Origin of the sequence: Streptomyces durhamensis (assembly GCF_000725475.1) — a bacterium.
GTDB classification, from domain to species: Bacteria; Actinomycetota; Actinomycetes; order Streptomycetales; family Streptomycetaceae; genus Streptomyces; species Streptomyces filipinensis.
In genome coordinates this window covers 15443-35401 of the sequence record NZ_JNXR01000017.1, presented here as the reverse complement: position 1 = coordinate 35401, position 19959 = coordinate 15443, and the positions used below count along the sequence as shown (strand labels likewise).

The following is a 19959-nucleotide window of genomic DNA, read 5'->3' as shown; positions in this document are numbered from 1 at the left end:
ACCACCGGCCCCCTTTCCCATGCGCTCATGTCCTCACGCGTTCTCGAACTCGCTGAGCAGCGCGTCCAGCGCGTCGTCGGGTTCCCGCGACTCGACGATCCGCCGGGCCAGCTCGTCGAGCGTCAGCTCTTCCAGGAACAGGGTGAGCGGCACGTCGATGCCGAAGTCGTCGCGCAGGCAGCCGACCAGGTGGACGGCGGCGAGGGAGTCACCGCCGGCGGCGAAGTACGTCATGCCCAGATCGCCGGCGTCGTTCAGGCCCAGCGTCTCGACGAGCAGGGCGCGGACGGACGCGTCCAGGCCATCGCCCGCCTCCGGTCCCTGAGCATCCGGGAGCTGGGCATCCGGGAGCTGAGCATCCGGGGCCCCAGAGGACGGGGTCCGGGGATCCGGGGCCATGGAATCCGCCTGCCGGGACTCCTGTTCCCGGGACGCCGAGGCCGTCCCCAGGGTGAGCGCCCCGTAGCTCTCGCCGCCGAACGGGTACGTCGGCAGCGAGACCCGGCGGCCCTGCCCCGGCCACGGCAGCATCTCGTCCCGCAGCCACGCCTCCCCGATCGCCCGCAGATCCTCCGCGACGGCCGGGGCCACCGCCGTGCGGCCTTCCGCGAGTTCAGCGAGGCGGATCGCGGCCTCCTCCCGGTCGGCGGCCAGGACGTAGGCGCGGACGGCCAGGGGGGTGCGACCGAAGCGGAGGGTGTGGGCGGTGTCGGCGAGGGTGGGGGCCTCCGGGGCGCGCAGGGCGGTGGCCAGGCGGCCGGCGAGGGCCCTCAGGGCGTCCTCGGTGTGCGCGGACAGAAGCAGCACCTGCGGGTCCGGTGATTCGGCGCCCCGGGAGCGGGGCGGGGCCTGTTCCAGGACGACATGGACGTTGGTGCCGCCGATGCCGACCGAGCTGACGCCGGCCCGGCGGGGGCCGTACTCGGGCTCGGGCCACGGTTCGGCCTCGGTGACGACGTGGAACGGCGAGTCGTCCAGGGCGAGTTCGGGGTGCGCACGGCCGGCTCCGGCGGTCGGGGCGATGACGGCGTGCTCCAGCATCAGGACGGTCTTGATGACCCCCGCCACGCCCGCGGCCGCGTCCAGGTGGCCGATGTTCGCCTTCACCGAACCCAGCCCGATGGAGTTGGTGCCGAGGGCGCCCTTGAACGCGGCGGTCGCGGCGGTCGCCTCGATGCGGTCGCCGAGCTCGGTGGCCGTGCCGTGCGCCTCCAGGTACTGGGCGTCGGCCGGGTCCAGGCCCGCCGTCGTCCAGGCCTCCACGATGGCGGCGGTCTGCTGGTCGACGCCGGGGGCGGTGAAGCCGACGCGGGCGGAGCCGTCGTTGGTGACGGCGCTGCCGCGGATGACCGCGCGGACGGGGTCGCCGTCGGCGAGCGCGTCGGCGAGGCGGCGCAGTACGACCACGCCGACGCCGTTTCCGGGCACGGTGCCGCCGGACGCCTCGTCGAAGGGGCGGCAGCGGCCGTCGGACGAGAAGATCCCGCCCTGGTAATGGACGTAGCCGCGGCTGCGGACGGTGTCGACGGCGACCCCGCCGGCGAGCGCGGTGTCGCAGTCGCCGAGGAGCAGCGCCTGGCAGGCGAGGTGGATCGCGGTCAGGGAGGTGGAACAGGCGGTCTGGACGGTGAGGCTCGGGCCGTCGAGGCCGAGACGGTAGGAGATCCAGGGGGCGAGGAACTCGCGGTCGGTGAGGATGCGCACCTGCAGGGCGCCGATCCGCGCGGCCAGTGCGGGGTCGGTCTGGGCGGCCAGCATGTGCTCGGTGACACCACCGCCGACGTAGACGCCGGTGCGGCGCGGTGCGCCGAGGGGGTCGTGGCCGGCGTCCTCCAGGGCGGACCAGGCGGTCTGCATGAGCAGCCGGTGCTGGGGGTCGAGGGCGGCGGCCTCGGTGCGGTTGAAGCCGAAGAGGCCGGCCTCGAACCGGTCGGCGCCGGCGAGGACGCCCTTGGCCGGCACGTAGTCGCGGCCGCGGATCTCGTCCGGGTCCGCGCCGTCGGCGAGGAGTTCCTCCTCGGTGAAGTCGGTGATGGAGGTGACCCCGCCGAGGAGGTTCTTCCAGTACGTGTCGAGGTCGGGGGCGCCGGGGAAGCGGCCGCTCATGCCGATGACGGCGATGGCGGAGTCGAGGGCCTCGGCGGCTGCGGTGTCGGTCATCGGGGTGTGCCTTTCCGGGAGCGGAGTCGTCGGGCGGCGGTGCGCCGGTGGTGTCGTTCACGGCCGCGGGCGGCGGAGTCGTCGGGTTCCGCCTCTCGTGCCTGGTCGAGGCGGGCGGCGAGGGAGGCGACGGTGGGGTGGCGGAACAGGTCGACCAACGTGATCCCGCCGTCCGCACCGGCTTCGCGCAGGGCGGCCAGCACACGCAGCAGGCGGACCGAGTTGCCGCCCATCTCGAAGAAGTTGTCGTGGACGCCGACCCGGTTCATGATCAGGACGCGTGCCCAGATGCCGGCGACCAGCTGCTCCGTCGCGGTCCCGGCGGCCGCCGCGCTCGCGTCCGGCACACGGCGGGTGACGTCCGGCTCGGGCAGCCGGGAGCGGTCGACCTTGCCGTTGCCGCTGAGCGGCAGTTCCGCGAGGCGGACGAACAGCTCGGGGAGCATGAAGGCGGGCAGCCGCTCGGCGAGGTGGGCGCGCAGGGCGTCGGCGGTGGGCGGTGCGGCCTCGTCGCGGCACACCACGTAGCCGATGAGCCGCTGTTCGTCGCCGGTGCCGCGCACGGTCACCGCCGCGATCCGCACGTCCGGGTGGGCGGCCAGCAGCGACTCGATCTCGCCCAGTTCGATGCGCACCCCGCGCAGCTTGACCTGGAAGTCGCTGCGCCCGAGGTAGGTCAGCGCCCCGTGCGCGTCGACGCGGCCGAGGTCGCCGCTGCGGTACATGCGGGTGCCGGGTGCGCCGTACGGGTCGGCGACGAACCGCTCGGCGGTCAGGCCGGGTTGTCCGATGTAGCCGCGGGCGAGTCCGGCGCCGGAGATGTAGATCTCGCCGGTGACGCCGACGGGGACGGGCCGCAGCCACTCGTCCAGGACGTAGAAGCGGCTGCCCGCGACCGAGCGGCCGAGCACCACCGGCTCGCCGGGGGTCAGGTCGGCCGTGTGGGAGTAGACGGAGACCTCGCTCGGACCGTAGGCGTTCACGATCCGCCGGCCGGGTTCGTGCAGCCGCTCCACGAGTTCGGCGGGACAGGCCTCGCCGCCGACCGCGATGGTACGCAGGTCGGGCAGCTGTCCCTTGATGTCGGGCAGCAGCATGGCGGCGGACGGCGGCAGGAACACGTAGGTGATGCGGGAGTCGCGCAGCCGCTGCAGCAGGGCCTCGCCGAGCCGTTCCTCCTCGGTCGGGACGTGCAGCTCGGCGCCGGCGACCCAGGGGAAGAACAGGTCGGAGACGGCGACGTCGAAGCCGAACGCCACGAACTGCAGCACCCGGTCGGCGGCCGTCACCGGGAAGGAGTGGCGCACGGCCGTGGTCAGGTTGACCAGGGAGCGGTGCTCGACGGCCACGCCCTTGGGGCGGCCGGTGGAGCCGGAGGTGAACAGGACGTAGGCGAGGTCGCGGGCGCCGGGTGCCGGGCCGTCGGTGACGGGCCGCGGTTCGGCCGGGTCGGCGCGGTCGACGCGCAGGCAGGGCACGCCGAGTTCCGCGGCCCGCTCCGCGGTGGCCTCGGCGGTCAGCAGCAGGCCGGCGCCGGAGCAGTCGAGCATGTAGCGCAGGCGGTCGTCGGGGTGGGCGCGGTCGAGGGGCACGTAGGCGCCGCCCGCCCGCAGCACCGCGAGCGCGGCGATGCCCTGGTCCGCCGAGCGGGGCAGGAGCAGTCCGACCCGGCTGCCGGGGCGTACGCCGAGGGCCCGCATCCGGGCCGCCAGCGCGTCGGCCCGCTCCAGCAGCTGCCGGTAGCTGAGGCGTCGTGTGCCGTGGACGAGCGCGGTGGCGTCCGGGCGGGCCGCCGCGACGCCGGCGATCAGGTCGGGGACCAGCCGGTCGACGGGGGCGGCCTCGCCGAGGCGGTCGTTCTGTGCGACGAGCAGCCGGCGCTCGTCCTCCGCGACCGGGGCGAGGCGGGAGAGCGGGGCGTGCGGGTCGGCGAGGAGGCCGTCCAGCAGGACCGTGAAGGTGCGGGTCCAGCGGCGCACGGTCGCCGCCTCGAACAGGTCGCCGCGGTGGATGAACTGGGCGGCCAGGTCGTCCCCCCAGCGCTCCACATGCAGATGGAAGTCGAACTTCGCGGTGTCCAGGGTGAGTTCGAGCCGTCGGGTGTCGGTGCCGGCGAGGTCCAGGGTGAGGGCGGTGTCGTCGTCGTAGGAGAAGACGACCTGGACCACCGGGTCGTGGCCGGTCTCGCGGACCGGGGCGAGGGCGTCCACCACCGCCTCGAACGGGGCGTCCTGGTACGGGGCGGCGGCCCGCAGGGCGGTGCGGACGCGGGCGGTCAGCTCGTGGAAGGACGGGTCGCCGCTCACGTCGACGCGCAGGGCGAGGGTGTTGGCCAGCATGCCGACGGTGTGCTGGAGGTCGGGGTGCTCACGGCCGGACACCGGGTAGCCGATGACGAGGTCGTCGCGGCCGGAGAGCCGGGCGAGGAAGGCGGCGTAGGCGGCGAACAGCGCCATGAAGGGCGTCGCCCCGCAGGCCCCGGCCGCCTCGGCGAGGCGGGCACGCGTGGCGGCCGGGAGCGGGAAGCGGGCACAGCCGCCGTCAGCGGAGCGCACGGCGGGCCGCGGACGGTCCGTGGGCAGCTCCAGGGTGGTGGGCGCGCCGCGCAGCGCCTCCACCCAGTGCCTCACGGCCGTGTCGGACTCCCCCGCCGCCTGGCGTTCGCGCTGCCAGACCGCGAAGTCCGGGAACTGCAGGGGTTGCCCGGGTGGACTGTGCGGCCGTCCGGCCGCTTCGTCCCGGTAGGCGGCGCCCAGCTCGTCCAGCATGACGCCCAGCGACCAGCCGTCGCAGACCAGGTGGTGGGCGACGAGCAGCACGCGGTGGGTACCGTCGTCGAGGGCGTACACCGTGCAGCGCAGCAGCGGTCCGGTGGCCACGTCGAAGGGGCGGGCGGCCTCCTGCCGCAGCAGCGTGTCCACCCGGTCGGCGGGAACCGCGCCCTCGACGGTGAGCGCGGCGCCGCCGGCGGCCCGCACGAGCTGGGTCTGGGTGCCGTCCGGGGCGGTGCGGAAGACGGTGCGCAGTGACTCGTGCCGGGCGACCAGCGTGTCCAGGGCACGCCCGAACGCGGCGGCGTCGAAGGGGCCGGTCACGGCGAAGGCCACGGGCACGTTGTACTGCGCGGTGCCCGGGTTCAGCTGGTCGAGGACGAGCAGCCGGCTCTGCGCGTCGGAGACGGGGAACGCGTACTCCTCGTCGGTGGCCGGCGGGACGAGGGCAAGGGTGTCGGTGGTCATCGGTCACTCCCCCCGGAGGGTGGTTTCGAGGACCGCGGCGACGTGTGTCGCCGGGTCCGGCTGGAGTACTCCGTCGTGCGTGCAGGCGAGTTCGTGCACGTCGAGGGCGGCGGTCGAGGGTCGCCAGGCGGCCGCCTTCTCGGCGGTGGTGGCGTGGGACCGGCGGGTCGCGGAGAAGAGGGTGACGGGGCCGTCGTACGGGGACGGGCGCCAGGCGCGGGAGAGGTGGATGTGGTGGGCCTGCGCGTCGGTGACCGCGTCCAGGACCCCGTCGCCGAGAGCGGCGAGCGGCCCGTCGGCGGCACGGACCGCGGCGAACGCCTCGGCGCGGCCGAACCGGCCCGGTGGTGCGGGCCGGCCCGGGGCGTGGCTGTCGAGCAGCATCCGCAACGACTCCCGCTCGGCCACGTCCGCCGGCAACCGGGGGGTGCCGGGCGGCTGGGGCATCGCGTCCAGCACGGCCAGCAGCCGCACCTCCTGCCCGGCCGCGCGCAGGCGTACGGCGATCTCGTGGGCGACACAGCCGCCGAAGGAGTGGCCCAGCAGGGCGTACGGGCCGTTCGGCACGCGGGCGTGGATGCGCTCGGTGTACGCCTCGGCCAACGCGGCGACGCTCGCCGGGAGTCCGCTCGCCCCCTCGGTGAGCGCGGGGCTCTGCAGGGCGTGCACCGGGCGGTCCGGGTGGAGGTGCGGGAGGAGGGCGGCGAAGGACCAGCCGAGGCCGAGGGCCGGGTGGACGCAGAAGAGGGGGATGCGGCCGCCGCCTGGGCGGAGGGTGAGGAGGGGTGACAGGTCGTTGTCGGGAGTGGGGACGGTGCGGGCGGCGAGCAGGGCGGGGGTCGGGGCCGCGAACAGGGTGGCCAGCGGCACCCGGGCCTTGGACGCCAGCCGCAGCGCGGTCAGGGAGTGGCCGCCGGCCGTGAAGAAGTCGGTGTCCGGGTGGACGTCGGGCACGCCGAGCACCTCTGCGAACAGCGCGCACAGCCGCCGTTCGCGCTCGTCGCGCGGGGCGCGGGTGCGGCGGACGCCGAGCGCGTCGCCCGTCGGCTCGGGCAGTGCGGCCCGGTCCGTCTTGCCGTGCCGGGTGAGCGGTACGTGGTCGATGCGGGCCCATACGGAGGGGACGAGGTGGGCGGGGAGCCGTCGGGCGGCGGCCTGCTTGGCCCTGGCCAGGAGGGCGGGCCAGTCGTCACCGGTGGCCTCGTCCGGCAGGAGCCATGCCGCCAGCCGCTTGCCGCCGGTGGCGTCCGGGCGTGCGGCGACGACGGCCCGCCGTACCCCGGGGCAGGCCGCGAGCGCGGACTCCACCTCGGCCGGTTCGACACGGACGCCGCGCACCTTGATCTGGTCGTCGGCACGGCCTCGGAAGTCGAGGACGCGGTCGCCGGTCCAGCGGGCCAGGTCGCCGGTGCGGTACATACGGCCGCCCGGCGGCCCGTACGGGTCGGCGACGAACCGCTCGGCCGTCTGTCCGGGACGTGCGAGGTAGCCGTGCGCCAGGCCGGTGCCGGCCAGGTAGAGCTCGCCGGTGCCTCCCTCGGGCACCGGGCGCAGGAGGCCGTCCAGGACGTAGGCGCGGGTGTTGTCCAGCGGGCGGCCGAGGGGGATCACGCCGGGGCCGCCGTCGGCGGTGTGGGCGGTGGCGAAGACGGTCGCCTCGGTGGGGCCGTAGCCATTGACGACGGTGGCGCCCGGGCAGTGGGCCAGGACACGGGCCACGGTCGCGGGGTCGAGCACATCGCCGCCCGCCCAGATCTCCGTCAGCCCGGCCGCCGACTCCGGTGCGATCTCGGCGATCGTGCGCAGCAGTTCGGGCGTGAGGAGCAGCGCGGTGATGCCCCGTTCGGGTATCACGCGGCGCAGGAGTCCGGGGGTGACGGGGCCGGGCGGGGCGACCACGACCGTCCCGCCGTTCAGGAGCGGGATCCACACCTCGTACGTCGACGAGTCGAAGGTGTACGGGGCGTGCAGCAGCACACGGCGGTGGCCGTCGCCCTGGAAGCGGGCGTCGGCGGCGAGTTCGACGATGCCGCGGTGCGGGACGACGACACCCTTGGGTTCGCCGGTGGAGCCGGAGGTGTGCAGGATGCAGGCGGCTGAGCCGGGGTGGGGTTCCGGGAGGGACGAGGTGATGGCCGCGCCGGGCGCATGGACGTCCAACACCGTTATGTGCCTGGGCAGTTCGGTTGCCGGCCCCGCGGTCAACGCCAGCCGGGCCCCCGCCGCCTCCGTCAGCCGGGCCAGGCGTTCGGCCGGCTGGGCCGGGTCCAGCGGGAGCCAGCAGGCGCCCGCCTTGAGGACGGCCAGCTGGGCCACGACCACGGCCGGGGAGCGGGGCACCAGCAGGGCGACCGTGTCACCGGGGGCCGTGCCCGCCCGGACCAGACGGGCGGCCAGGGCGTCGGAGGCCGCGTCCAGGCCGGCGTAGGTGAGGACGCCGTCGTCCGACTCGACGGCCGGGGCGTCGGGGATGCGCGCGACCTGCTCGGCGAACCGGCCGGTGACGGTGGCCGGCAGGGCCGGGGGACGGACCGGGCCGGTGGCGAGGTCGATCAGCCCCTGGTGCTCCGCGGGCGGCAGTACGTCGAGGCGGTCCGCGACCAGGTCGAGGCCGTCCGCCAGCCGGGCCAGGGCATGGGCCGTTCGCCCGGCCGTCGCGGACGCCGACAGGCCCCGGCGGCAGCCGACCGACAGCGTCAGTCGCTCGCCGGCGGTGACGGCCAGGGTCACCGGGTAGTGGGTGGCGTCCGTGACCTGGAGGAGGGCCGGTTCGTCCGGGTCCGCGTCGTCCTCGCCGCGCTGCGGGAAGTTCTCGAAGGCGAGGACGGAGTCGAACAACTCCCCCACACCGGCCGCGTGTTGGATGTCGGCGAGCCGTGCGTGCTGGTGGGCGGCGAGCCGGGACTGCTCGTCCTGGAGGCGGACCAGCAGCTCGGTGACGGTCTCGCCGGCCCGCAGCCGGACCCGTACCGGGAGCGTGTTGACGAACAGGCCCACCATGCTCTCGACGCCGGGCAGGTCGTGCGGACGGCCGGAGACGACCGCACCGAAGACCACGTCCCGGGCGCCGGTGGTGCGGGCCAGGACGAGGGCCCAGGCGGCCTGGACGAGGGTGTTGAGGGTGACACCGGCCTCCGCCGCGCGTCGGGTGAGGGTGGCGGTCAGGCCCGCGGGCAGGCGGATCAGGGCGCGGTCGCAGGAGGAGTCGCCGGCGGTGGCCGGGGACGTGAGCGGCACGGGCGGTTCGAGGCCCTCCAGGGCCTCGGCCCAGGCCGTCTCCGCCTTGTCCCGGTCCTGCCGCGCCAGCCACGCCAGGTAGTCGCGGTAGGAAGCGGCGGGCGGCAGCGGGCGGCCCGCGACCAGGGCGGCCAGGTCCGCCTCCAGGACCGGCATGGACCAGCCGTCGAGCAGGATGTGGTGGAAGGACAGGAGCAGTTCCGCGCCCGTGTCGTGGCGGGCGAGGGTGGCCCGCAGGAGGGGCGGCCGTGCGGGGTCGAAGCGCCGGGCCGCGTCCGTGTCCAGCAGCCGCCGCATCCGTACGGCCCGCTCGTCCGGGCCGAGGCCGGTGAGGTCGGCCTCCCGCCACGGCACCCGCACCGCGCGCGGGATGATCTGCACGGGCCGGTCGAGGCGTTCGTGGCGGAAGCAGGCGCGCAGGTTGGGGTGGCGCCGCAGCAGTTCCGTCACCGCGGCCCGTATCCGCTGCGGGTCGGTGCCGGGGCCGATCCGGAAGCGGGCGTGGACCAGGTAGGGGTCGGGTCCCGTCGTCTCCCGAAGGGTGTGGAAGAGGAGTCCCTCCTGGGCCGGGGACAGCGGCAGGACGTCCTGGACGTTTCCGCTCATCGGCCGGCCACCTCACCGTCGAAGCCGCCGAAGCCCTCGGCGCCGCCGGAGCCGTTGAAGCCGGCGAAACCGTCGGTGTCCTCCTCGGACTCCACGTCGTCCCCAAACTCCAAGCCGTCCTCCAGCTCGGCGAGCTGATCCACGGTCAGGGCGACCAGCGGGAAGTCGGAGGGGGTGTGACCGGCGGCCGCGCCGTCCGCCGTGTCCGCCGCGAGCGCGGCGAGCTCCTCGGTCCACAGCCGGGCCAGCTCGCGTACGTCGTCCTCGGTGAGCACGCCCTCCGCGTACGAGAAGGTCGCCTCCAGCCGCGGTGCGCCCTCCGTGCCCCGGGCCAGTACGTCGATCTCCAGGGCGTGGGCGACCGGCACCGCGTCCGGCCCGGAGTCGAGCAGCCGGCCACCGGCCGCGTCGTCCCCGGCGAACCGGCCCAGGTAGGCGAAGCGGACGTCGGGAGCGGGCAGCCCGGCCAGGGCCGGGCCGGCCTCGGGGTGGAGGTAGCGCAGCAGGCCCCAGCCGAGTCCCGCGGACGGCACCGCCCGCAGCTGCTCCTTGACCTGCTTGAGCGCCGCGGGTCCGGTGTCCGTGCCGAGGTCGAGGCGGACCGGGTACTGGGTGACGAACCAGCCGACGGTGCGCGAGACGTCCACGGGTGCCGACAGTGCCTCGCGTCCGTGTCCCTCCAGGTGGAGCAGGAGGTCGGTACCGGTGCCGCGCCGGCGGACGGCCGCGCGGACCAGGGCGGTGAGCAGGACGGCGTCGGCACCGCAGTGGAAGGCGCCGGGGAGGGTGACCAGGGCGGACCGGGTCAGTTCGGCGTCCACGTCGACGGTGACGACGGCGCGGCGCAGGGCGCCGGCCGACCGGCTCGCCCAGTCGTCCTCTCCGGTCAGCAGCCGGGCCTGTCCGGCGGTGCTCAACCGGGCCGTCCACCAGTCCAGTTCGTCGATCACCCGGTCCGCCTCGGCGGGCAGCAGCCGCGCCCACCGGGCGAACGAGGCGCCCGGGTCCGCCGGGGGCTCACCGCCGTCCGCCAGCAACCGTGCCAGCTCCTGCCCCAGCACCCGCCAGGACACTCCGTCGACGGCCAGGTGATGCACCAGGAGCAGCAGCAGACCCGGCCGCTCGGGCCCGGCGTCGAACCAGACGGCCCGCAGCATCTCCCCCCGCTCCGGATCCAGTACGGCGGAGCGCGCCGCCGCCTCGGCGAGGTCTGCCGGGTCGGCGCCGGCGGGGACGGCGATCCGCTCCGCGCGTACGGTGGCGGGGCCCGCCTCCAGTTCCCAGTCGGCGGACGCGGCGTGCCGGATCAGTCGCATGCGCAGGGCGGCGTGACGGTCGGCCAGGGCCGTGACGGCGGCGCGGACGCGGTCCTGGTCGACGCCGTGCGGCACGGGGAACGCCATGGACTGGATGAACGTGCCCAGGGGGCCGCCCTGTTCGCGCCACCAGCGCATGATCGGGGTGAGCGGGAAGCGGCCCTCGGCCAGGTCGGGGCCGGTCGGCTGCTCGGGGGCGGCCGGGCGGGCCGTCAGGGCCAGGCGGGCCGGGGTGCGGGCGGTGAAGACGTCCCTCGGGGCGAGGAGCAGGCCGGCCGCCGCGGCCCGGGCGGCGAGCTGGATGGCCATGATGCTGTCGCCGCCGAGCCGGAAGAAGTCGGCGTCCACATCCACCGGTTCGGTGCCGAGGACCTCGGCGTACAGGGCGCACAGGGTCTGTTCGGCGGTGGAGGTGACGCGGGGGACGGCGGGCGCGGCGGCCGGGCCGCGGGGGGCCGGGGCGGGCAGGGCGGCTTTGTCGATCTTTCCGTTGGAGGTCAGCGGGAACGCGCCGAGGACGACCACGTCGGCCGGGACCAGGCCGGCGGGCAGACGTTCGGCCGCGTGGGTGAGCAGGGCGTCCGGGTCCGGGGTGTGGCCGGGGACCGGGACGACGTATCCGACCAGCTGCGGGCGGCCGGCCCTGCCCTCCCGGACGAGAGCCACGGATCCGCGGACGGCGGGGTGTTCGGCGAGGACGGCCGCGATCTCGGCGGGCTCCGCGCGCAGGCCGCGCAGTTTCACCTGGTCGTCGGTGCGGCCCAGATAGTGGAGGGTGCCGTCGTCGTCCTGCCAGGCGAGGTCGCCGGTGCGGTACATGCGGGTGCCCGGGGGGCCGTAGGGGTCGGCGGTGAAGCGGTCCGCCGTCTGCGCGGGGCGGTGCAGGTAGCCGTGGGCCAGGGGACCGGAGAGGTACAGCTCGCCCTGCGTGCCCGGGGGGACCGGGCGGAGTCGGTCGTCGAGCAGGCGTACGTGCGCGCCGGCGAGGGGACGGCCCAGGGGCGGGCGCGTCTGCCCGCGCTCGTGGCCGAGCGGCTCGGAGAGCGTGACGGCGACCGTCGCCTCGGTGGGGCCGTACGCGTTGTGGAAGCGGCGGCCGTCCACCGCCCAGCGCGCCACCAGCTCCGGCGGGCAGGCCTCCGCGCCGACGGCGAGCACCCTCAGGTGCGGGTAGCTGCCGGCCGGTACGGTCGCCAGCACGGACGGTGTCGTCATGACCGCGGACACCCGCCGCCGCGTCAGCACCCGCCCCAGGTCCTCGCCCACCAGCATCCCGGCCGGCGGCAGTACCAGTGTCGCGCCGGCGCCGAAGGCCATGCACAGGTCGGCGACCGATATGTCGAAGGTCGGGGGGCCCAGCTGGAGCACCCGGTCCCCGGGGCCCAGGTCCAGCCCGTCCGCCAGGGACCGTGCGAGCGCGGCCAGTCCCGAGTGCGGGACGACGACGCCCTTGGGGGTGCCGGTGGAGCCGGAGGTGTGGATGACGTAGGCGGGGGTGGACGGGTCCGGGTAGGGGGCGGTGAACGGCTCGCCCTCGTACGCCTCCGGGCCCAGTACCAGTACCGGTATCTCGCCGGAAGCCGGCGTCGCGTCGTCCGCGACGACCAGCACCGGGTCCGCGTCGGCCAGCGTGCGCCGCAGGCGTTCCGCGGGGTGCTCGGGATCGAGGGGCAGATACGCGGCGCCCGTCCGCTGGACGGCCAGCGCGGTCACCGGCCAGTCCGTGCCGCGGCCGCGCAGGAGCGCCACGAGGCGTCCGGGGCCGGCCCCGAGCCGGGCCAGGGTGCCGGCCAGCCGGTCCACGCGGTCCGTGAGTTCGCCGTACGACAGGGTCCGCGCGCCGGTGTCGAGCGCGGGCGCGTGCGGGGTGCGGGCGGCCTGGCGGGCCACCAGCTCGGGCAGCGGGACCGGCGCCGCCGCGGCGGCGCCGGACGCCAGGCCGAGCAGGCGTTCACGCAGGCCCGACGGCACGATGCCGAGGTCGCCCACCCGCACCGCCGGGTCCGCGGTGACCTGCCGCAGCAGCTCGACGTAGCACTCGGCCCACCGCGCCACCGCCTGCGGTGAGAACGTGTCCGTACGGATCTCGAAGCTGCCGATCATCGCGTCGCCGCTGTCCTTCACCACGCCGACGAGGTCGTGCTCGCCGCCGGTGTGGATGCGTTCCGGTTCGGCGAACTCGCGTACCGCGGAGACGCTCGGCTGCTGGGTGAGGTGCATGAAGACCCACTGGAACAGCGGGGACCGGCCGAGCTTGCGTTCGGGTGCGGCGGCCGCGACGATCCGGCCGACCGGCAGGTCGGCGTTGGCGACGAGGTCGGGGAAGTCCGCCGCGAACACGGCGAGGAGGTCGGCGAAGGAGCTGTCGGGGCGGACGCGCCAGCGGGTGGGGACGGCGTTCATGACGTAGCCGATGACCCGTTCCAGGCCCTTGGCTGACCGGTTGGCGACGGGGGTGCCCAGCACCATGTCCTCGGCGCCGGTGACCCGGTGGGCGAGGACGGCGAACGCGGCCATCAGGACGCCGTAGACGGTGGTGCCCGAGCGGCGGGCGAGGGCGCGGACGGCGGCGGCGGCCGGCGCATCGAGGCCGAAGCCGATGTGGACGATGCCGTCGGGGTCGCGGTCGGGGTCCTCGGCGGTGGATCCGTGGCCGGGGGCGGTGAGCGGGGCGGGCGGATCGGCCAGGTAGCGGCGCCAGAAGGCGAGGCGCTCGCCGAAGACACCGGCGTCCTCCAGCTCGCCCTGCCAGGCGGAGAAGTCGGCGTACTGGATTCCGGGGCGGGTCAGGCGGGGCCGGGTGCCCTCGCGGATGGCCAGGTAGGCCTCGGCGAATTCGTTCTGGAGGACGTCGAAGGACCACCAGTCGGCGATGACGTGGTGCACGCTGAGCATCAGCGTCGTACGGCGGTCGTCGACGCGGACGAACCGGCCGCGCACCAGGCTGCCCCCGTCCAGGTCGAACGGGCGTCGGCGGAAGGCGTCGAAGGCCTGGTGGACGCTGGTGCCGGTGCCGCGCAGGTCGTCGCGCTCCAGGACGAAGGGGCCGCGGTCGGGGAAGTCGACGCGGAGTTCGCCGCCGGGGGTCTCGGTGACCCGGGTGCGCAGGATGTCGTGGTGCTCCTGGACGAGGGTGAGCGCGCCCTCCAGGTGGGCGGGGTCCACGGGGTCTTCGAAGTGATAGGCACAGCACAGGTTGAGGGCGGGGGTGCCGGGATACAGCGACTCGTACGCCCACAGGTCCTGCTGCGCGGGGCTGAGCCGGACCGGCCGGGCGGGGTCCCTCCGCGGGACGACGGCGGGCACGTCCCGCACGCGGCCGCTCTCCACCAGCTTGCGCAGCAGCTGCACGCGCTGCTCGCCGCCGAGCGCGCTGAAGCGGTCGGCGAGGGAGGCGGCGGGCCGCGGTCCCGGACGGACGGGGGCGGTCATGACAGGCTCTCTTTCAGTTCGGCCAGCCGGTTCAGGCTCGTGAGGACGTCGTCGAGGCCGAGGCCGAAGTCGACGAAGCAGGCGACCTCGTCCACGCCCAGTTCCGCCAGGTCGGCGAGCATCTTGGCGCAGTGGCCGGGCGAGCCCAGCAGACTGCCCCAGCTCAGGTAGCGCTCGAACGCGAACTCCGCGAGCAGCGCGGTCTTCTCCTCGGTGAGCGCGGCGGTGCCGGCGTCGGCGGTGCGGTTGGCGGCGGTCTGGCGGAGGTAGGAGGCGAGGTACGTCTTCAGCGGGGCGGCGGCGAGGCGCCGTACCTCCGCGTCGTCGGCGCCGACGTAGGTGTGCGCCATGAGCGTCACGCGGCCGTGCGCGTCGGTGCCCCGCTGGTCGGGGGCGGCCGCGCAGGCGGCGCGGTAGCGGGCGATGCGGTCGGCGAGGTCGTCGCGGCTCTGCCCGACGGTCGCGCCGAGCACCCCGCAGCGCAGCCGGCCGGCCGCCTCCCATGTCTGGGGGTTGCCGGACGTGGTGATCCACAGCGGCAGCGACTCCTGCACGGGCCGCGGCTGCGGCAGCACGCTCACCGGCTTGCCCGTGCCGTCGGGGAACTCGGCGCTCTCCCCCGCCCACAGCGCGCGCAGCACGGGAACGGTGTCCAGGGTGCGGGCGCGGCGGTCGGCGTAGTTGCCGGGCGCGAGCGCGAAGTCGGCGGAGTGCCAGCCGGTGGCGACCGACAGGCCCACCCGGCCGTGCGAGAGGTTGTCCACGACCGCCCAGTCCTCGGCGACCTTCAGCGGGTGGTGCAGCGGCAGTACGACGCTGCCGGCGCGGATCCCGATCCGCTCGGTGGCCATGGCGAGCGCCGCGCTGAGCACGGGCGGGCTGGAGAACACCTGCCCGACCTGCTGGAAGTGGCGCTCGGGCGTCCACACGGCGTGGAAGCCGAGGCGGTCGGCGGTACGGGCGACGGTGAGGATGTCCTGGTAGGTGCGCTCGTGCCGCACCTGCCCGGTGGCGGTGCTGTCCGCACCGAAGAACATCACGCTGAGGTCCACTGCCTGTCCTCCTGCTTCCTGCTTCCGCGATGGGGTGCGGTCGTCTGGGGTGTCTGGGCTCGGTTCGGTACGCGCGGCCTGCGCGGGATGGGTGCCATGGCGGGCTGCTGGCGGGCCGCGGCCTCCTCCAGTCCGGCGGCGAGGGCGGCGACGGTGGGGGTGGCGAAGAGCTGCGCGGCGGTCACCGGCCGCTCGGGTGTGCTGAGGCGGGCGGCGACCCGTACCGCGCGCAGCGAGTTGCCGCCGAGCGCGAAGAAGTCGTCGTGGCGGCCGATCCGGGTGAGGCCGAGGACGTCGCGCCACACGGCGGCGACGCGCTCCTCGGCGGGGGTGCCGACGGCGGGCGCGGTGGTGCGGGCCGGTGCCGCGAGGCGGTCGGCGGCGCCCGCCCGACGGGGCGGTTCGGGCAGGGCGAGCGCGGACAGGCGGGTGTCCGGGGCGGCCGCGGCGGCCTCCAGGGCCCGCGGGAGTGCCTCGGCCAGCCAGCCGACGAAGGACTCCTCCAGTGCCTCGGCCCGGTACTCGAAGGTGAGGGTGAGGCCGCCGGGCGTGCCGTCGGGGGCGGTCGTCTCGGACACGTCCACGAGCAGCTCGAACCGGGCGGACCCGGTGCGCACCAGCTCCACGCCGGTCTCCGCGCCGGGCAGCGCGACCTCGGCGCGTGCGTTGTTCTGGAGCGCGAGGACCACCTCGGTGAACGGCTGCCGGCCGGGCCTGCGGGCGGGGCCGAGCGCGCCGACGACCTCCTCGAACGGTACGTCCTGGTGGGCGAAGGCCCCGAGGTCGGTGTCCCGGACGCGGGCCAGCAGTTCGGCCGCGGTGGGGTCGCCGGAGGCGTCGGCGCGCAGGACGAGCAGGTTCACGAAGAACCCGACGACGTCCTCGACGTCACTGTCCGACGCCCGCGCGGCCACGGGCGCGCCGACCGCCGTGTCGGGGCCGGCGCCGGCCCGCAGCAGCGCGGTGACCAGGGCGGCGTGCAGGGCCATGAAGAGGGTGGCGCCCTGGCGTCGCGCGGAGTCGACGAGCCGGGTGTGTGCCGCCGGGTCCAGCCGCCGGACGACGACCGCGGCGGCCGGGCCGGGCACGGCCGGCGCCTCGGGGCGGCGCGGCAGCAGGGGGCCGTCGGCGTCCAGCCCGGCCAGCCTCCGGGTCCAGTAGGCGAGCTGGACGGCCGCCAGGGACTCGGGGTCGGCCGGGGAGCCCAGCCGGTCGAGGCGGCGGCGGGCGTGCTCGGCGTACGGGACGGCGAGCGGCCCGAAGCCGGCCGGACGGCCCTGGACACGGGCGGCGTAGGCCTGTGACAGATCGCGGAACAGCGGCCGCAGCGACCAGCCGTCACCGGCGATGTGGTGCACCAGCACGAGCAGCGCGTGCTCGTCGGGCCGCTCGCGGAGGGTGAACAGCACGGCCCGGACGGGCAGTTCGGTGCTCAGCTCGAAGCGGCGCCGCGCCGCCTCCTCGATGCGGGACGCCAGCTCCCGTCCCCCGACGTACTCATGGGCGAAGGGCGGCTTCGCCGCCGTCCCGCGCACCACCCGCCGCACGGGGACGCCGTCGGTCTCGCCGAAGAGGGTCCGCAGCACCTCGTGCCGGTCGGCCACGTCGGCCAGCGCGTCGGCGAGGGCGTCCGGGTCGACCGTGCCGCGCAGCCGGACCAGCATGGGCAGGTTGTAGGCGGCGCCCGCTCCGGTCCGGTCGAGGAACCACAGGCGTTGCTGGGCGTCGGAGACGGGCAGCGGGCCCGACGCGGTGGCGGGCTCGGGCGGCGGTGCGGCGGCGGGGGCGCGGTCGACGAGCGGGGCGAGCCGGGCCGGGGTGGGCGCCTCGAAGAGCGTACGGATGTCGAGCTCGACGCCGAGCACGGAGCGGATGCGGCCCGCCAGGCGGGCGGCGAGCAGGGAGTTGCCGCCGAGCCGGAAGAAGTCGTCGTCGGGGGCGAGGGGGGTCGACAGGACCTGGGAGAACAGGTCGCAGAGGGTGCGTGCGGTGCCGTCGGCCGTGCCGCCGGCCGCCTCGGCCGTGCCGCCGGTCCGCGCGGCGGCGGGGTCCGGCGCCGGCAGCGCCGCCCGGTCCAGTTTGCCGCTCGGGGTGAGGGGCAGGGCGTCCAGGATCATGAAAGCGGCCGGTACCAGGTGGTCGGGCAGGACCGTCCGGGCGTGGTCGCGCAGTTCCCCGGCCGTCGGCGCCTGCGCCCCGCGGGTGACGACGTACGCGGTCAGCTGCCGGTCCCCCGCCGGGTGGGCGTGGGCGACCACGGCGGCCCGGTCGACGCCCGGGTGTCCGGCCAGGACCGTCTCGATCTCGCCGGGCTCCACCCGGAAGCCCCGGATCTTGATCTGGCTGTCGGCGCGGCCCAGGTGCTCCAGGACGCCGTCGAGGCGGCGGCGGACCAGGTCGCCGGTGCGGTAGAGGCGCTCGCCGGAGGGGGCGGCGACGAACCGTTCGGCGGTGAGGGCGGGTTGGCCGGTGTACTCCCGGGCCAGGCCCGCGCCGGCCGCGTACAGCTCGCCCGTACCGCCGTCGGGGACGGGCCGCAGCCGCTCGTCGAGGACGTACAGGCGCTTTCCGGCGAGCGGGCGGCCGATCGGGAGGGGCCCGCCGGTGCGCACGTCCTCGGGGGTGACCGGGTGGGTGGTGAGGAAGACCATGCACTCGACCGGCCCGTAGCCGTTGCTCAGCCGCAGGCCGGGCCGGCGGGCGAGGGCGCGGGCGACGTGCGGGGGGGACAGCGCCTCGCCGCCCACGAGGAGTTCGCGCAGTCCGTCGAGGGCGTCCGGGTACTCGTCGACGACGACGTTGAACAGGGATGCCGACAGGTACATGGACGTGACGCCGTGCTCGGCGATCAGGCGTGCCATCACGAGGGGTTCGGGGCGGCCCGGGGGGTGCAGCACACAGGTGCCGCCGTTCACGAGCGGACCCCACAGTTCGAGGGCGAACGCGTCCCAGGACAGCGGCGCGCACTGGAGCCAGACCGCGCCCCGGCCGAAGGAGGCGAAGTCCTGGCCGGTGAGGGTGGCCGTGATCGCCTCGTGCGGGGCGGCGACGCCCTTGGGGCGGCCGGTGGAGCCGGAGGTGAACATCACGCAGGCGCGGTCGGCGGGGCGTACCGCGAGCGTGCCGTGCGGCAGCGACGGAGCGGTCCCGGCGTCCTCGGGGTGGACCACGGGGGCCTCGACGCCGGTGAGGTGCGCGCCGCGGGGTGCGACCACGGCGCCGACGGCCGCGTCCGCCGCCATCGCGCCGAGGCGTGCCGCCGGGAAGGCGGGGTCGAGGATCAGATAGGCGGCGCCGGCCTTGAGGGCGCCGAGGACGGTCACGACCAGCTCGGCCGACCGCTCCAGGTGTACGCCGACCGTGTCGCCGTGCCGTACGCCGTGCCGGGCGAGCAGTGCGGCCGACCGGGCGGCGCGCGCGTCCAGCTCGGCGTACGTCAGGCGGTCGTCGCCGTCGATCAGGGCGAGGGCGTCGGGTGCCGACCGCGCCTGGTGCTCGACGAGTTCATGCACGCACTTCATCGCGGACCCCTTCGTGTTCCCGAACGCCCTGCGCCTCGTCGTCCGCGTCCGGCATCACCAGGTCGATCTCCCGGATGTTCCGGCTGGCCAGCCCCCACAGGGAGACCCCGATGCCCGCCAGGCCGGCGAGGAAGAACATCCCGGCCATGCCGCTGCCGGGCCGGTCGCCGAAGAGCGGGCCGAGGACGGTGAACAGGCCCGTGCCGTGGGCGGCCTGCGGCTCGAAGACGTGGTCGGCGAGCGGGCCGGACAGGGCGGTGGCCAGCGGGACGGAGATGTAGCCGAGGCACATCACCGCGCCGAAGACGCGGCCCTGCCACTCCTGGGGGACCTTGGTCTGCACGACGGCGTTCATCTGGGCGTTGACGACCGTCATCAGCAGGGCGCCGATCAGCACGGCCACCGACCAGCCGACGACCCCGCCGGCGAACGCCATGCCCACCAGCGCGGACAGGCACATCCCGATGACGCCGAGCATCATGCCGCGGCCCCGGTCGCGCGGCCCGCCCCACGCGGCCATGAGCAGGCCGCCGGCGACCCCGCCGACGCCGATGGCGGTGTTGACCGTGGCGAGCGCGGCGCTGTCGGCCCGCAGCAGGACCATGGGCTGGATCAGGGCGAAGCCGAAGACCATCACCAGATTGACGACACAGAAGTTGACGACCAGGTCCCGCAGGCCGGGCGTGCGGAACAGATAGCGCAGGCCCTCCCCGGCCTCCGCGGTGATGCCGCGGCGCGGCCCGGCGGGCGGCGCGGGCCGGTCTCCGGTCAACCGCACCAGTCGTACGCCGATCAGGGCGAGCACGTAACTCACCAGGTCCGCCAGGAGGGTCGGGCCTATCCCGAAGAGGGTGAGCAGGATGCCGCCCAGGGCCGGGCCGCCGATGCTCGCCGCGCTCTTGGCGCCGCTCAGCAGGCCGTTGGCGCGGCCGAGCTGGTCCTTGCGGACGAGCAGCGGCACGGCCGAGGCCAGGGCCGGGAGCTGGAAGGCCGCGCAGGCGCCGAGCAGGGCGGTGGCGACGTAGATCTGCCAGGAGTGGAGCAGGCCGAGGTAGTGCAGCAGTGCCAGGCAGCCCACGACGAGGAGGCCGCCGGCATCCGCCAGCTGGAGCGCGGACCGCTTTCGCATACGGTCGACAATTGCGCCCGCAATGGGGCTGAGGAGTGCCTGTGGGAGCAGCGCGCACAGCGAGAGCGCGGTGACGGCGCTCGCCCGCTCCCCGCTGGACCAGACGTCGACGACGAAGGCGAACCGGACCGCCGCACTGCCGACGAGCGAGACGGCCTGGCCCGACCAGACCAGCATGAGCGGCCCGAGGCCGGTGAAGCGGCCGGGGCTCGGATCGGTTGGAGTTGCTGTCACTGCACTGCCCCCAGGACGGTCGCGTGCGGTCAG

General features: G+C 75.6%; 7 protein-coding genes. All 7 read right to left on the bottom strand.

Annotated features, from left to right (window positions below; translation table 11 throughout):
* Positions 1-33: 33 nt before the first annotated feature.
* The 7 genes from IO33_RS0125650 to IO33_RS0125620 are packed head-to-tail and all read right to left on the bottom strand — an operon-like array spanning position 34 to position 19926.
* Complete coding sequence (locus tag IO33_RS0125650) at positions 34-2160, bottom strand: beta-ketoacyl synthase N-terminal-like domain-containing protein (RefSeq protein ID WP_051926972.1); 2127 nt, start codon at positions 2158-2160, stop codon at positions 34-36.
* Positions 2157-5399, bottom strand: a complete 3243-nt coding sequence (locus IO33_RS0125645; protein ID WP_051926971.1) for a non-ribosomal peptide synthetase — start codon at positions 5397-5399, stop codon at positions 2157-2159. Before IO33_RS0125645 ends, IO33_RS0125650 begins: the two co-directional genes overlap by 4 nt.
* A 3-nt stretch (positions 5400-5402) precedes the next feature.
* Complete coding sequence (locus tag IO33_RS0125640; RefSeq protein ID WP_031169043.1) at positions 5403-9242, bottom strand: non-ribosomal peptide synthetase; 3840 nt, start codon at positions 9240-9242, stop codon at positions 5403-5405.
* Positions 9239-13990: a non-ribosomal peptide synthetase gene (locus IO33_RS0125635; RefSeq protein WP_051926970.1), complete on the bottom strand. Its 4752-nt coding sequence runs from the start codon at positions 13988-13990 to the stop codon at positions 9239-9241. Before IO33_RS0125635 ends, IO33_RS0125640 begins: the two co-directional genes overlap by 4 nt.
* Positions 13987-15042, bottom strand: a complete 1056-nt coding sequence (locus tag IO33_RS0125630) for a MupA/Atu3671 family FMN-dependent luciferase-like monooxygenase (RefSeq protein WP_031169040.1) — start codon at positions 15040-15042, stop codon at positions 13987-13989. The genes IO33_RS0125635 and IO33_RS0125630 overlap by 4 nt, the downstream gene beginning before the upstream one ends.
* On the bottom strand, positions 15027-18563 hold the full coding sequence (locus IO33_RS0125625; RefSeq protein ID WP_078963895.1) for a non-ribosomal peptide synthetase: 3537 nt from the start codon (positions 18561-18563) through the stop codon (positions 15027-15029). The genes IO33_RS0125630 and IO33_RS0125625 overlap by 16 nt, the downstream gene beginning before the upstream one ends.
* Positions 18547-19926, bottom strand: a complete 1380-nt coding sequence (locus IO33_RS0125620; RefSeq protein WP_157857902.1) for an MFS transporter — start codon at positions 19924-19926, stop codon at positions 18547-18549. The genes IO33_RS0125625 and IO33_RS0125620 overlap by 17 nt, the downstream gene beginning before the upstream one ends.
* Between the last annotated feature and the right edge of the window lie 33 nt (positions 19927-19959).